Source organism: Microcystis wesenbergii FACHB-1317, assembly GCF_014696875.1.
GTDB classification, from domain to species: domain Bacteria; phylum Cyanobacteriota; class Cyanobacteriia; order Cyanobacteriales; family Microcystaceae; genus Microcystis; species Microcystis wesenbergii_A.
In genome coordinates, this window is the sequence record NZ_JACJQV010000191.1 from 1 (window position 1) to 14,299 (window position 14,299).

Consider the following 14,299-nt stretch of genomic DNA (forward strand, 5'->3'; position numbering starts at 1 on the left):
GAGGCCGCCTTTAGCGGGAATCCGATAGAGAGGTTCGTAGTTAACCCAGTACGGGTCAAAGCGTACAAAGCTAATTCTAGATGCAATATTTGCGTACAGAATTAGTAACTATTCGGATGTTAATCGAGAATCAATTGGCTTTTTCCCAAGCATCTCGATCGCTCAAAGATGAGGAAATACAACGCGCTCAACAACGGGGATTGACTTTAAAAGAGGTTCCCGTGGCTATCGATGGAATTGCGATCGCAGTTCATCCCGATTTACCAGTTTCCGGTCTAACAATTACCCAGTTAAAAGATATTTATACAGGAAAAATTAGCAATTGGCGGCAAGTGGGCGGGCCTAATTTAGCCATTATTCCCTATTCCCGACGCAAGGAAGATGGGGGAACCGTGGAATTTTTTATCGATCAGGTTTTAGAAAAAGCCGATTTTGGCAGTAACATTAAGTACGTTTATAGTACAACTCCCGCTCTCAGAAAAGTTTCCCAAAATTTAGGAGGAATTTACTATGCTTCTGCACCGGAAGTAGTTCCCCAGTGTGGAATTAAAACTTTACCCCTTGGTAAAAGCGAAAATAAGTTAGTTGCCCCCTATCAAGAACCTTCGATCCCGTCTTCCCAATGTCCCCAGAAGCGTAATCAACTGAATGAATTAGCTTTTCAGCAAGCCATCCGCGCCCAATACCTGCGCCATAATCGCGTCAGATACTTTGCTTTGATCTAAGATTGAGTTAGCAATATCTAATTTGGAGTCTCAGGCAATGGAACCGATTTCTCTAATTCTCGCTGCGTTGGCTGCTGGTGCGGTTGCTGCTGCTAAGGATACGGCAGGAACAGCCGTTAAGGATGCTTATGAGAGTTTAAAAGCGTTGATTAAGAAGAAATTTGCAGAAAAAGGGAAAACAGATGATAGTGATATCGTCGATAAACATGAGAAAAAACCAGATTCAGAGGGGGTAAAAACACTGCTCAAAGAAGAGTTACTTGAAGCAAAAATTGATAGAGATGCAGAGGTTATTAAGACAGCAGAAGCATTACTCAAGCAATTAAAACCTGAAGAATTTGCCGCAGGTAAGTATAATATTAATGTTGGTGGTGATATTAAAGGAATGGTGGTAGATGGTACTTTTAAGGGAATTGCAGGAGATATTAGTGGTGCAACTGTTAGTCAGAACATTAATTAGTTGAGGATTATTTAGGAGGGAAATTTATGTCAATTACTGTTGAGGTAGAACTTAAAGATTTTCTAATTCAAATCAATCAAAAGTTAGACAATCTTCAAAAAGATGTTACTGATATTAAGATTGAACTTAGTGAAGTTAAAGGTGAAATTAAGCTTCTGGAGGGAAAAATTGATGGTGTCGAGAAGCGTCTGGAGGAAAAAATTGATGGTGTCGAGAAGCGTCTGGAGGAAAAAATTGATGGTGTCGAGAAGCGTCTAGAGGAAAAAATTGATGGTGTCGAGAAGCGTCTAGAGGGAAAAATTGATGGCGTGGAAAAGCGCTTAGAGAATCAAGAGTTCGTCAGTCGAGGGATTTTAGTCGCTTTAATTGTAACGATTTTAGGCGGTTTGGCTAAATTGTTTGGTTTAGTAGGAAGTCCTTAAAGAGTGCTAATTCTAAAACTGCAATTTAAAGTTAACTTTAAAAGAATAATTTTGGGGTAGCAAAAATGACTGATAAAAGTTATTATTCAGAAATAGGAGGTGATGTTAAAGGTCTTATTGGTGATGGTGAATTTAAGGGAATTGCAGGTGATATTAGTGGCGGTGTAATCAATCAATATATTATCACCCAAAAGTCAGGAGTTGAGATTCAGTCTCAACCCTTAATTACGGGTTCACCTTATTTGGGTTTAAGGAAGTTTGAAGAGGGAGATAAGGATAAGTTTTTTGGAAGAGATAATTGGATTGTTAAGTTAACTGATTATTTAAAGCAAAAGAATGTTTTATTGCTTTTAGGTGCGTCGGGAAGTGGTAAATCTTCTCTCGTGCAAGCGGGTTTAATTCCTAAGTTAAAGGATGATTTTGGCGCAAATAAATTGGTTAATTTAACTTTTGTTCCTGATGTTAATCCCTTTGAGTCTTTCTATGGTTGTCTTTTGGCAAATAGATATAAACAATACCAAGCGAAATTAGCACAAGCTGTTAAGGAAGATACTTTAATTAAGGTGGTTGAAGGATTAAAAAATAATTCTGATTTATGGTTTATTTTTATTGACCAATTTGAGGAATTATTTACTCGTACACCGAAGACGGAAAGAGATATTTTTATTAAAAGTTTGGTTAATTTAATTGAAAATAATAATAGTTTAGTCAAAATTGTGATGACGATAAGGGCGGATTTTTTAGATAAATTAAGTCCTTATCCCAGTTTAGGAAAAATCCATGATCAGTATAGCAAGATGTTAACAGATATGGATGAAAGTCAGTTAAGATTAGCTATTGCTGAACCGGCGGCGAGAAATGGGGTAATCTTTGAAAAGGGATTAATTAATCAAATTATTGCCGATTTTTATGAACAGGCCGGCTCTTTACCTCTGTTACAATATACGTTAGATTTATTGTGGCAAAAAGATCATATTCAAGAGCGGATTTTAAATAATAAGATTTATCAAGAGATTGGTGGGGTAACGGGTGCGCTAGAAAAACAAGCGGATAAAATTTATAGTCAATTTAATGAACAGCAACGGAAAGCAGCAGAGGAAATTTTTCTAGAGTTAATTAGTTTAGAAGGGGAAAAAGCGGTTAGCAGAAGGGCGGATAAATCGAGTTTTGAACAGGAGGAAATGCAAAGGGAGGTTCTCTATCAATTGATAGATAATCGTCTTTTGGTGAGTAAGGGAGAAGACGGGAAAGCAACGGTTGAGGTGGCACATGAAGAATTGTTGCGGTGTTGGCAAGTGTTACAGGATTTAATTCGAGAAAAGGAGGAGATAATTGTTCTGAGAAGTCGTTTATATGCTGATGCAAAACAGTGGGATGATTTACAGAAGCAAGATGCAGTAAAAGCGAGTAGTGAGCTTTGGGGCGGTTCTAAGTTGGCTAAAATTGTTGAGTTTCAAAAGAATAATTCTCTGCCTAATTTAGATGCTGTGGCGATAGAGTTTATTAAGGCGAGTATTAGTCAAGCTGAACGACAAAAAAATGAAAAAATTAGAACAGCGCGAAGAATTACAGCGGGTTCTTTGGTAGCGGTGATGGTTAGTACGGGATTGGGTTTAATGGCTTGGAAACAAACGCAACAAGCAGAATTAAATCTAGCACATTCTCGCGGATTTTCTTCTGTGTCTCTGTTTAATGAACATAAAGAGTTAGAAGCTTTCGTCGAAGCAATTAAGGCGGGTAAAACTTTGCAAAATCAACACAAATATGACAAGGAGGTGATGAATACCTTACAAGCACTTCTCAACTGGAAAAGTGAACGCAATCGCTTAGAAGGGCATAAGGACTTTGTCACAAGCGTGAATTTTAGTCCCGACGGCAAGACTTTGGTGAGCGGTAGTGATGACAAGACTATCAAACTCTGGAATGTAGAAACAGGCCAAGAAATCCGCACCCTCAAGGGGCATGATGGCGATGTCTATAGCGTGAATTTTAGTCCCGACGGCAAGACATTAGTGAGCGGTAGTGCTGACAAGACTATCAAACTCTGGAATGTAGAAACAGGCGAAGAAATCCGCACCCTCAAGGGGCATGATTGGGTTGTCAATAGCGTTAATTTTAGTCCCGACGGCAAGACTTTAGTGAGCGGTAGTGCTGACAAGACTATCAAACTCTGGAATGTAGAAACAGGCAAAGAAATCCGCACCTTCAAGGGGCATGATGACTTTGTCCGAAGCGTTAATTTTAGTCCCGACGGCAAGACTTTGGTGAGCGGTAGTTTGGACGGGACTATCAAACTCTGGGATGTAGAAACAGGCAAAGAAATCCACACCCTCAAGGGGCATGATAGCGGTGTCTTAAGCGTTAATTTTAGTCCCGACGGCAAGACTTTAGTGAGCGGTAGTGATGACAAAACTATCAAACTCTGGAATGTAGAAACAGGCAAAGAAATCCGCACCTTCAAGGGGCATTATGGCTATGTCTATAGCGTTAATTTTAGTCCCGACGGCAAGACTTTGGTGAGCGGTAGTTTGGACGGGACTATCAAACTCTGGGATGTAAAAACAGGCCAAGAAATCCGCACCCTCAAGGGGCATGATAGCAATGTCTATAGCGTTAGTTTTAGTTCCGACGGCAAGACTTTGGTGAGCGGTAGTGATGACAACACTATCAAACTCTGGAATGTAGAAACAGGCGAAGAAATCCGCACCCTCAAGGGGCATGATAACTCTGTCATAAGCGTTAATTTTAGTCCCGACGGCAAGACTTTGGTGAGCGGTAGTGTTGACAACACCATCAAACTCTGGAATGTAGAGACAGGCAAAGAAATCCGCACCCTCAAGGGGCATGATAACTGGGTCAGAAGCGTTAATTTTAGTTCCGACGGCAAGACTTTGGTGAGTGGTAGTGGTGACAAGACTATCAAACTCTGGAATGTAGAGACAGGCAAAGAAATCCGCACTCTCAAGGGGCATGATAACTATGTCAATAGCGTTAGTTTTAGTTCCGACGGCAAGACTTTGGTGAGTGGTAGTGATGACAAGACTATCAAACTCTGGAATGTAGAGACAGGCAAAGAAATCCGCACCCTCAAGGGGCATGATAGCGCTGTCAGAAGCGTTAATTTTAGTCCCGACGGCAAGACTTTGGTGAGCGGTAGTTGGGACAACACTATCAAACTCTGGAATGTAGAGACAGGCCAAGAAATCCGCACCCTCAAGGGGCATGATTGGGTTGTCAATAGCGTTAATTTTAGTCCCGATGGCAAGACTTTGGTGAGCGGTAGTTGGGACAACACTATCAAACTCTGGAATCTTGGGACAGACTGGGGTTTAAGTGATTTAATGGAACGTAGTTGCGATTGGGTGCGGGTTTATTTGCACAATCCTAATTCTGGTGTTAGGGAGGAGGATAGGGGTTTGTGTGATGGGATTGGGGGTAAATCGTCAGTATCAGGATTTTGAGGATTAGAGGATTTTCAGGATGCTCAATCTTAAAAGATTGTCAGGAGTTTCCAAGTAAATAATCCAGTTAATCCTAAAATCCCGTTAATCTTGGTTTAGACTTCTTTGTGAGGATACAGAAGTATTATAGGGCGATGCAGAAGAGTTGTAGGACAATACAGAAAGATTGTAGGACAATGCAGGACTTAAACGCTTTAATGGGGCGTAGTTGCGATTGGGTGCGGGTTTATTTGCACAATCCTAATTCTGGCGTTAAGGAGGAGGATAGACATTTGTGTGATGGGATTGGTGAGGAGAAGTGATAATATAGTTACATATTATGGAGATTTAGAGAAGAAAATGATCTTACTCAATTATTGTGAAAAAGCTTTACAAAAAGCACAATACAAAAGGCTAAATGACGGTACTTGGTTTGCTGAAATAGAAGGCTTTCAAGGCGTTTGGGGAAATGGATTGACCGTTGAAGAATGCCGTCAAGACTTACTAGAAGTTCTAGAAGAATGGATCATTTTAAAATTACAAGATGGCGACCCTTTACCTATCATAGATGGATTAGAAATTAAAGTTACAACAGTTGCAGAAGTTTAGTTATGCCATCAGCAATTTCTCGCAGAAAATTAATCAGAAAATTGAAAGCTTTAGGTTACACAGGACCTTTTTCTGGTAGTAAACATCAATTTATGAAAAAGGGTCAACATAAAATTCGCATCCCTAACCCTCATGGAAATCAAGAAATCTCTATAGATTTAGTTAAGGAAATTCTCAAACAAGCGGGTATTAGTGATGAAGAATGGGACAACAGTTAAACAGTATTGGTTATATATTTAGGATTTGATCTTTATGATTCTTTTCATATCGCTTCCGCCGAATATGCTAGGATAGACGTATTGCTAACCACCGATGACAGATTACTGAGAAAAGCCATAAAATACAGTAAATTATTGCAAGTAAAATTAGCAGAATTAAATATCTTAACCAATTAATAAAGCGAGAAAGTATGAGCAACCCTTCTCGCTTTATTATAACTAAACCAACGCCTCCACAGCTTGCGGAACTACTGCCGTCTCAGTTGTGGTATTTTCCCCTAGGTAAATTCCCAAAGAACGGGCTGTTTTCACGATAAAACCATCAGGATCCACGGGATAGGCACAGCGATTTTCTTGATGACATTGTTTGATAATTTTGATCACCGGTTTCAGGGGCAAACTACGCACTTGTCCCCCGCGCCAAATCACCACGCGATCGAGTTTTCCCTGTTCGATTAATTCTACGGCCTTAATGCCGAAAGCCGTGGCTAACAGTCGATCCATGGCCAAAGGAGGACGACTTCTTTGCAGGTGTCCCAAAGACATGGCCCGCACATCCATGGAATTGAGATAACAGAAGACGGGATCGGTAACGCACAAAGAGCGAGTTTTGTCAAATATTAATTTTTCTAAATAATCGGCAATATACTTCTCTTTTTGGTTATCTTCGTTCTTAACACCCTCAGAAATCACAATGAGAGCGAATTTACGACCTTGAGCGCGTAATTGTGCCAAATGATGACAACAACCGTCGATAATTTCGGGAGTGAGAGCCGGGGTTAATTCGGGAATAAAAATCGCATCGGCACCCCCAGCAATCCCCGCATGAAGGGCTAAATGACCGGCATCTCTACCCATCACCTGCACAATCATCACCCTTTCGTGACTAGCGGCGGTAAAGGTGAGATCATACAAAGCTTGAGTGACGATATCGACGGCAGTGGTAAAACCGACTGCCCATTCCGTATAGGGAACATCATTATCGATGGTTTTGGGAACCGCAATAATATTCCAATTGCCTTTCTGGGCGAGATCGTAGATGATATCGATGCTCCCATCGCCCCCGACGACGATCAGGGCATCTAATCCCAGCATTTCGTATCCTTGCAGGATTTTCGTGGCAATTTCTGGGTTTTCGGGATGTCCTTTGCTCAAAGAACCCAAAACACTACCACTAAGAAACTGCAAAACGTCTAATCCTTTCAAGACCCCGGGTAGGTTATAGCCATGCTGAGTCAGGATCAAATCTTCGGGGTGATATTTTCCCTCGGCAATCTGCATAAAACCGTCGGTCCCGTAGGGAATGCCGTACACATCCCAACCCTTGAGTTTTGATGATTTCACCACGGCACGAATTACCGCATTTAACCCCGGGCAATCGCCACCACTGGTCAGAATGCCGATTTTTTTCTTTTGATTCTCGTTCATGGTTATATCCTCCAGGATTTTTTTTGTCAGTTATCAGTTATCAGTTATCAGTTATCAGTTACCAGTGATCAGATGTAAGTTTTCAGTTTTCAGTTAAGTAGCTGGTTATAATTAAATTAAAAATCGATTTTAGGTTCGATCCCCCCTTAATCCCCCCTTGATAAGCTATCCCTTATAGGGATCTTTCTTAACAATTTTTTCAGTAAGCACTCCAACCCTTATCCTGACTTGATTTCAGTTTTTTCCTTGTCAGTAAGGGTGTCAACAAGGAATATTACAGATTGTTAACCGAGTCTTGAAAGCCTTGTGCTACAAAGGTTTGAAATGTTAAGAAAGATGTGACTAAAGGACAGCTTGATAAGGGGGGTGTCTGATAATTTTTAACGCCTACCTACTTAAGTTTTCAGTTCACTGATTACTGATAACTGATAACTGATAACTGAAAAAAGCTTCCCACTTTTATTTGCTGGTGGTTTGAAAACGTTTCCAAACAGGTTCGTAACTTTGCAGAGCTTTCATGTACTGTACCCGTTCAAAAGCGATCGGATCTGGGCAATTCATTTGACTCATACTGCCAATTAACTGCTCGATCGATTCGTATTCATTTTCTTCCAACCAATGCAATAAACCCTGTTCGATCTTGGTAATTTCCTCCAAACCGTGGCGTAATAAAACACTAACTAACATGGTCGCTTTTGCCCCCACCATCATCATTTTGATCACGTCGATGGCGTTATGAATGCCACTGGTAGCGGCAAAATCCGTCGGTACACGACCGTAAAGCATGGCAATCCAGCGCAGGGGTAAACGCATTGCTTGGGGATTACTGAGGATAATATTAGGGTGAACATCTAAGGTGTCTAAGTCGATATCCGGCTGATAGAAACGGTTAAATAATACCAACCCATCGGCCCCCGCTTCCGCTAATTGTTTAGCCATATTGGCCGTATTGCTAAAGTAGGGACTTAACTTCATCGAGACGGGAATTGATACCTCCGATTTGACAATTTTGAGGATATCAATATAGTTTTGTTCGACGTGATTTCCGGTTAATTCTAGGTCGTTGGGAACATAATAAATATTCAACTCCAAAGCATCAGCGCCCGCTTGTTGAATTTGAATGGCATACTCCAACCATCCCCCGGATGTCTCACCGTTGAGACTGGCAATAATCGGAATATCGACCATTTCTTTGGCTTTGCGAATATGGTTGAGATATTCGTCGGAACCAACGTGAAAAACCTCCGGTTCGGGAAAATAAGTCAAAGCTTCCGCAAAACTCTCGGCTCCGTGGGTAAAATGATGGTGTAGAGCCAGTCTTTCGTGTTTAATCTGCTCCTCGAAAAAGGAGTGTAAAACCACGGCAGCGGCTCCGAAGTCTTCCATTCTCTTGATATTGTCGATATCCTCGCTCAAGGGTGCGGCCGCACCGATAACTAGCGGCGATCGCAATTGTAAACCCATGTAAGTAGTGTGTAGATTCATAACTATTCGTTGCTCCCTGTACCTTTTGCTGCTAAATACTGATACATTTGCCAGCGCGTATCCACATCTGCTTGTGCTTCTTTGAGCAGACGTTTAGCTTCCTCCGGCTTACTGGTGGCCAACATCTTAAAGCGATTCTCCGAGTAGAGAGTTTGCGCTACGGTAAGCTTAGGCGCACGGCTGTCCAATTGTAGGGGATTTTTGCCTTCTTTAGCTAAATCGGGATGATAACGGTACATTAACCAGCGACCGCTTTCCACCACTTCTTTTTGATGGTTCATGGCGGTGGTCATGTTGATCCCGTGAGCAATACAGTGAGAATAGGCGATAATTAACGATGGACCGTTATAAGCTTCCGCTTCTAGGAAAGCTTTGATAGTTTGCTCGTTTCTTGCCCCCATAGCCACGCTGGCCACATAGACGTTACCGTAGGTCATGGCCATTAAACCGAGGTCTTTTTTCGGGCTGGGTTTGCCACCAGAAGCAAATTTAGCTACGGCGGCGCGAGGAGTAGCTTTCGAGGCCTGGCCGCCCGTATTCGAGTAAACTTCCGTATCCATGACCAAAATATTCACATTGCGACCACTAGCTAAAACGTGATCTAAGCCACCATAACCGATGTCGTAGGCCCAACCGTCACCCCCGACAATCCAGACGCTTTTCTTGACCAGATAATCGGCCACGGATAACAACATTTTCACCTGCGTGGTCGGGTTTAATTCCCCTAAACGGGATTTTAGGGCCTCTACCCGTTGCCGTTGTTCGTAAATTTCCGCTTCATCCACTTGGTGACAATTGAGAATATCTGCCGCTAGACTTTCTCCGATTTCACTAGCGAGGGTTGCTAACAGTTCGGCGGCAAATTCTGCCTGTTTATCGATGGAAACTCGGAATCCTAAGCCAAATTCGGCATTATCTTCAAAGAGAGAATTCGACCAGGCCGGCCCGCGACCTTCGGCGTTAACTGCCCAGGGTGTTGTCGGTAAATTACCTCCGTAGATAGATGAACAACCGGTGGCATTAGCCACTATCATGCGATCGCCAAATAGCTGACTGACTAATTTAACGTAGGGAGTCTCACCACAACCGGCACAAGCGCCGGAAAACTCAAAGAGAGGTTCCTGCATTTGCTGATGGTTAATTTTGTTGAGATTTAGGCTTAATCGGTCTGGATTAGGCAAATTAAGGAAGAAATCCCAGTTAACTCGTTCCTGTTCTCGCAGGGGCAATTGGGGAGCCATATTAATCGCTCTTAGACGCGGTTGCGATTTGTTTTTAGCGGGGCAAACATCAACACAGAGACCGCAACCGGTACAATCTTCGGCGGCCACTTGGATGGTGAATTTTAGCCCTTTCCAGTCGTGATCCTTGGCATTAGCGACTTTAAAGGTTTCCGGGGCGGTGGCTAATTCGGCCTCATCATAAACTTTCGAGCGAATAACGGCGTGGGGACAAACGAGAACGCATTTACCGCACTGAACACAGACATCCGCATCCCAAACGGGGATTTCTTGGGCAATATTGCGTTTTTCCCATTGGCTAGTGGCGGTGGGGTAAGTACCATCGTTGGGAAGGGCGCTAACGGGCAATTCATCCCCGTGACGGGCGATAATTTTGCCGAGGACTTCTCGGACGAAAGCGGGTGCAGTGTCGGGAATTGGTGGTCTTAATTCAAAAGCTTCAGGGGTGACAGTGGCGGGAATTGAGACTTGATAGAGGTGTTCTAGGGCAGAATCCACAGCTTTGATGTTCATCTGCACGATTTCTTCGCCTTTCTTGCCGTAGGTCTTGCGGATGGCTTTTTTAATTTGTGCGATCGCATCTTCCCGCGACAAAACCCCCGCTAGGGCAAAGAAACACACCTGCATCACGGTATTAATCCGACTGCCCATCCCCGCTTCTTTGGCTACTTGAGTGGCATTAATCGTATAAACTTGCAGATTTTTATCGATGATAGTTTGCTGGAGATGGCGGGGTAAGTGACTAAACACCTCCTCCGGTGGATAGGGACTATTGAGGAGAAAAATTGAGTTCGATTTAGCGGTTTCTAGCAGGTCAAATTGTTCGATAAATTCCCACTGATGACAGGCGATAAAGTTAGCATCGGTGATTAAATAGGTAGAGCGAATCGGCTCCGGTCCAAAGCGTAGGTGAGAAACGGTGACGGAGCCAGATTTTTTGGAATCATAGACGAAATAACCCTGGGCATAATTATCAGTATCTTCACCGATAATTTTAATTGAATTTTTGTTAGCTCCCACCGTACCATCGGAACCTAAACCGTAGAAAACCGCCCGCACTACTTTGTCTGGTTCAGTGGAAAAACTGCGGTCATATTCCAAACTGGAAAAGGTAAGATCGTCAACGATACCGATAGTGAAGTGATTTTTCGGTTTGTCGAGACTTAAGTTATCAAATATACCAGCAACCATGGCTGGAGTAAATTCTTTGGAAGATAAACCGTAGCGTCCTCCGACAATTTTCGGCAGCTTGCCTTCGTACTCTTCCATAAAGGCATTTACCACGTCTAAATATAGCGGATCGCCCCCGGCACCGGGTTCTTTACAGCGATCTAAAACGGCTATTTTTTTCACTGTGGTGGGCAAAGCTGCCAGTAATTTGTCGGCGGCAAAAGGACGATAAAGACGAACTTTTAAAACCCCAACTTTAGCCCCATTTTGATTGAGATAATCAACGGTTTCATGGACGGTTTCCCCTCCCGATCCCATTAAAATAATCACTCTTTCGGCATCGGGCGCACCGTGGTATTCATAGAGATGGTATTGCCGTCCTGTTAATTGGGCAAAACGATCCATAATTTTTTGAGCGATATCGGGACAAGCATGATAGAAAGGATTGACGCTTTCCCTTGCCTGGAAATAAACATCGGGATTTTGTGCCGTGCCTCGTAAAACCGGTCGATCGGGAGTTAAAGCTCTTTGACGATGGGCAATAATTAGGTCTTCATCTATCAGTTCTTTGAGAATTTCATCGCTAATTAATTCGACTTTTTGCACCTCATGACTGGTACGAAAACCATCAAAAAAGTGCAGAAAAGGAAGCCGCGTTTCTAGGGTGGTAGCTGTGGCGATTGCTGCCAGATCATGAGCTTCTTGAACGGAATTAGCTGCTAACATAGCCCAACCCGTACTTCTGGCAGACATAACATCACTATGATCCCCAAAAATTGACAACCCTTGGGCTGCTAAAGCACGGGCCGCCACATGGACCACTGAAGAGGTTAATTCCCCCGCAATTTTGTAGAAGTTGGGGAGCATTAATAATAATCCCTGGGAGGAAGTGAAAGTGGTAGTTAAAGAGCCTGTTTGTAGCGCTCCGTGCAGGGTTCCCGCTGCCCCACCTTCGCTCTGCATTTCGATTACGGAAGGAATGGTTCCCCAGAGATTAGCCCTGCGTTCGGCGGCCCAACTATCGGACCATTCACCCATAGGCGAGGAGGGAGTGATAGGATAAATAGCGATCACTTCACTGAGACGATAGGCAACGCGTGCAACAGCTTCGTTACCGTCTATGGTTGCATAGGTTTTTGTGGTCATGTGTTCCCCTTAGTTTTTACGATATTTGTCGGGATTTTAAGTTTTTTTACGGCTCAATTTCGCACTAAATATCCCCTCGTTTCCCTGACAACCGAAGGATTTTCTTGAGCGTCGCTTTTGACTCCCTATCTACTATTGGACGCTTACGGCAGACAGGCTTAAGTAGAGCAATTTTTCTGTCTCCACCTCGATCATTATCCAGATTCTCGGCTTTCTAGCAATTCGTTATTTTTTCTTAATACGCTGCTGAGTTTGCCCGCAACCGACCCTGGTATTAATTAATATTCAGAATTGAGATAAAAATTAATGATACTTTTTTAAAAAAAGTGCTAGGTCAGAAGATAAGCTGTTGACTATCTAAATTACTCGTTAAGACTGTCTATGAGCAGGGAGAAGGAATTATGAATTATTAATTATGAAGTGGGGAGAAGGGAGACTTTTCAGTTATCAGTGAACAGTAATCAGTAATCAGTGAACCGATACGGCCTTTCTCGTAAAGGTGAAGCACAGATTAACCCTTGCTAATCAAGTATTGTAGCCGCAAGAACGAACCTCATCTATCTGAGAAACGCTGTAACTCGCATCTGATAACTGATAAGGGACTTGCGCTTTGATAATGTACCTTTTGGGCGAACGCAGTTCGCCCCTACATTGTGGACAAAATCCGTTACTGTAGGGGCGCAAAGCTTGCGCCCTCCGATCGATTGGGATATTATTCCCACGCAAGTCCCTAACTGATAACTGATTCAAGGCTGTCTCGGAGTCTCCTAACCAAGCACGACAATTTTTGATTTTCGCCAGAGATCTAATAACCAGTTGATTTAGTCGGCCGATGAAGTTAAGATGTACTAGGTTAAACACAAATGAACTAAAGTACAAATTATCTTAACCCAAGGATAGGAAAATAGATCATGACTAACCTCGAATCCCTTACTCAAGCGCAACAGGAGTTGTACGACTGGCTCATTGAGTACATTCGCACTACTCAGCACGCCCCTTCTATCCGGCAAATGATGCGAGCAATGAATTTACGCTCTCCCGCACCGATTCAAAGCCGTTTAGAACGTTTACGCACCAAAGGCTATATTGATTGGACAGAAGGAAAAGCACGCACCCTGCGGATTCTCAAACAACCAGTGCAAGGTTTACCTGTTCTAGGCGCGATCGCTGCTGGTGGTTTAGTGGAACCCTTCACCGATGTGGAAGAAAAACTCGATCTTTCTAACCTGTTGCAACGCAGTCAAGACTGTTATGCTCTGCGCGTTTCCGGAGACAGTATGATCGAGGATCATATTGCCGATGGGGATCTGGTGATTATGCGTTCTCTCACGGGTAATGAAGGGGTGTCCAATGGGGAAATCGTCGCCGCCAGAGTCGAAGGCCACGGCACTACTTTAAAACGTTTCTACCAAGAAGGAGAAATCATCACTCTTCAACCCTCCAATCAAAAATATCAACCAATTACAGCCAATACTGAACAAGTACAGGTGCAAGGGGTTTTGGTTGGTGTTTGGCGCGGTTATTAGCCAAAACTGGGGCGCACTTAAGCGCCCCGATCATTTTTCCTCTCCTTGGCTCCAGGAAAAGAATCGGGTTGGCAGACATAGCATAATATAAGGGTTTTAGCCTATCCCGAACTCAGGTGTCTTAACTTTTATGCCCAAAAAACAGAAATATCCCCATCTCTTGGGGTCAAAATGGACGGCAAAACAAAAAACATGGGGCTGGCGACATTTTCAAGTGGTCAATCGTCAAAATCGCGGTCAATGGGTTTTTGCTGAATTAGTCGCTTCCTGCGATCCGACTGTCCGCTTCTGGATTAATGCTAAACAGTTGCAAGATGCGAATCTCTGGCAATCAGGTTGGCAAACCCTAACAGAAATGAACCAACCCGACAGCACCGACGAGATTATTGTTAATTAAATGCAGTACAGCCTAGGGACTTGCGCTTTGAT

At 43.1% G+C, this 14,299-nt stretch carries 12 protein-coding genes and 1 pseudogene; 10 read left to right on the forward strand and 3 right to left on the reverse strand.

What is annotated here, in order from left to right; genetic code table 11:
- Window positions 1–110: 110 nt before the first annotated feature.
- From H6F92_RS18940 to H6F92_RS18970, 8 genes and pseudogenes are all read left to right on the forward strand, one after another.
- Window positions 111–668: pseudogene (locus H6F92_RS18940) on the forward strand (substrate-binding domain-containing protein); the annotation flags it as partial.
- Window positions 669–762: 94 nt separating this feature from the next.
- Entirely contained in the window at window positions 763–1,185 is a 423-nt protein-coding gene (locus H6F92_RS18945) for a hypothetical protein (protein ID WP_190359082.1), read from the forward strand.
- A 26-nt stretch (window positions 1,186–1,211) separates the two neighbouring features.
- Window positions 1,212–1,607: a hypothetical protein gene (locus tag H6F92_RS18950; protein WP_190359083.1), complete on the forward strand. Its 396-nt coding sequence runs from the start codon at window positions 1,212–1,214 to the stop codon at window positions 1,605–1,607.
- 65 nt (window positions 1,608–1,672) lie between these two features.
- Window positions 1,673–5,068, forward strand: a complete 3,396-nt coding sequence (locus tag H6F92_RS18955; protein ID WP_190359084.1) for an nSTAND1 domain-containing NTPase — start codon at window positions 1,673–1,675, stop codon at window positions 5,066–5,068.
- Between the two features lie 176 nt (window positions 5,069–5,244).
- Window positions 5,245–5,370: a hypothetical protein gene (locus tag H6F92_RS26605; RefSeq protein WP_256378255.1), complete on the forward strand. Its 126-nt coding sequence runs from the start codon at window positions 5,245–5,247 to the stop codon at window positions 5,368–5,370.
- 37 nt (window positions 5,371–5,407) lie between these two features.
- The gene (locus H6F92_RS18960; protein ID WP_002736552.1) at window positions 5,408–5,656 is read left to right on the forward strand and encodes a type II toxin-antitoxin system HicB family antitoxin; all 249 of its coding nucleotides are present in this window, start codon (window positions 5,408–5,410) and stop codon (window positions 5,654–5,656) included.
- A 2-nt stretch (window positions 5,657–5,658) separates the two neighbouring features.
- The gene (locus H6F92_RS18965) at window positions 5,659–5,874 is read left to right on the forward strand and encodes a type II toxin-antitoxin system HicA family toxin (RefSeq protein WP_002797028.1); all 216 of its coding nucleotides are present in this window, start codon (window positions 5,659–5,661) and stop codon (window positions 5,872–5,874) included.
- Window positions 5,875–5,880: 6 nt separating this feature from the next.
- On the forward strand, window positions 5,881–6,051 hold the full coding sequence (locus H6F92_RS18970; RefSeq protein ID WP_190359085.1) for a hypothetical protein: 171 nt from the start codon (window positions 5,881–5,883) through the stop codon (window positions 6,049–6,051).
- Window positions 6,052–6,093: 42 nt separating this feature from the next.
- Here H6F92_RS18970 and H6F92_RS18975 read toward each other — a convergent pair whose 3' ends face one another.
- The 3 genes from H6F92_RS18975 to nifJ all read right to left on the reverse strand — a co-directional run bounded on the left by H6F92_RS18975 (window position 6,094) and on the right by nifJ (window position 12,344).
- Entirely contained in the window at window positions 6,094–7,302 is a 1,209-nt protein-coding gene (locus H6F92_RS18975) for an ATP-dependent 6-phosphofructokinase (RefSeq protein WP_190359086.1), read from the reverse strand.
- 459 nt (window positions 7,303–7,761) lie between these two features.
- Window positions 7,762–8,787 (reverse strand): dihydroorotate dehydrogenase-like protein, encoded by a 1,026-nt coding sequence (locus H6F92_RS18980; RefSeq protein WP_190359087.1) that lies wholly within the window; start codon window positions 8,785–8,787, stop codon window positions 7,762–7,764.
- Window positions 8,788–8,789: 2 nt separating this feature from the next.
- The gene (gene nifJ / locus H6F92_RS18985) at window positions 8,790–12,344 is read right to left on the reverse strand and encodes a pyruvate:ferredoxin (flavodoxin) oxidoreductase (RefSeq protein WP_190359088.1); all 3,555 of its coding nucleotides are present in this window, start codon (window positions 12,342–12,344) and stop codon (window positions 8,790–8,792) included.
- 911 nt (window positions 12,345–13,255) lie between these two features.
- Here nifJ and lexA point away from each other — a divergent pair.
- Together lexA and H6F92_RS18995 are read left to right on the forward strand one after the other, a co-directional pair.
- Entirely contained in the window at window positions 13,256–13,870 is a 615-nt protein-coding gene (gene lexA / locus H6F92_RS18990) for a transcriptional repressor LexA (protein WP_002767049.1), read from the forward strand.
- A 130-nt stretch (window positions 13,871–14,000) separates the two neighbouring features.
- Complete coding sequence (locus H6F92_RS18995) at window positions 14,001–14,267, forward strand: TIGR02450 family Trp-rich protein (protein ID WP_002800208.1); 267 nt, start codon at window positions 14,001–14,003, stop codon at window positions 14,265–14,267.
- Window positions 14,268–14,299 lie beyond the last annotated feature (32 nt).

Coding starts and splice junctions, on each gene's coding strand:
- H6F92_RS18975 (WP_190359086.1), bottom strand. CDS start 7,302: ATGAACGAGAATCAAAAGAAAAAAATCGGCATTCTGACCAGTGGTGGC.
- H6F92_RS18980 (WP_190359087.1), bottom strand. CDS start 8,787: ATGAATCTACACACTACTTACATGGGTTTACAATTGCGATCGCCGCTA.
- H6F92_RS26605 (WP_256378255.1), top strand. CDS start 5,245: ATGCAGGACTTAAACGCTTTAATGGGGCGTAGTTGCGATTGGGTGCGG.
- H6F92_RS18960 (WP_002736552.1), top strand. CDS start 5,408: ATGATCTTACTCAATTATTGTGAAAAAGCTTTACAAAAAGCACAATAC.
- nifJ (WP_190359088.1), bottom strand. CDS start 12,344: ATGACCACAAAAACCTATGCAACCATAGACGGTAACGAAGCTGTTGCA.
- H6F92_RS18955 (WP_190359084.1), top strand. CDS start 1,673: ATGACTGATAAAAGTTATTATTCAGAAATAGGAGGTGATGTTAAAGGT.
- H6F92_RS18945 (WP_190359082.1), top strand. CDS start 763: ATGGAACCGATTTCTCTAATTCTCGCTGCGTTGGCTGCTGGTGCGGTT.
- H6F92_RS18995 (WP_002800208.1), top strand. CDS start 14,001: ATGCCCAAAAAACAGAAATATCCCCATCTCTTGGGGTCAAAATGGACG.
- H6F92_RS18965 (WP_002797028.1), top strand. CDS start 5,659: ATGCCATCAGCAATTTCTCGCAGAAAATTAATCAGAAAATTGAAAGCT.
- lexA (WP_002767049.1), top strand. CDS start 13,256: ATGACTAACCTCGAATCCCTTACTCAAGCGCAACAGGAGTTGTACGAC.
- H6F92_RS18950 (WP_190359083.1), top strand. CDS start 1,212: ATGTCAATTACTGTTGAGGTAGAACTTAAAGATTTTCTAATTCAAATC.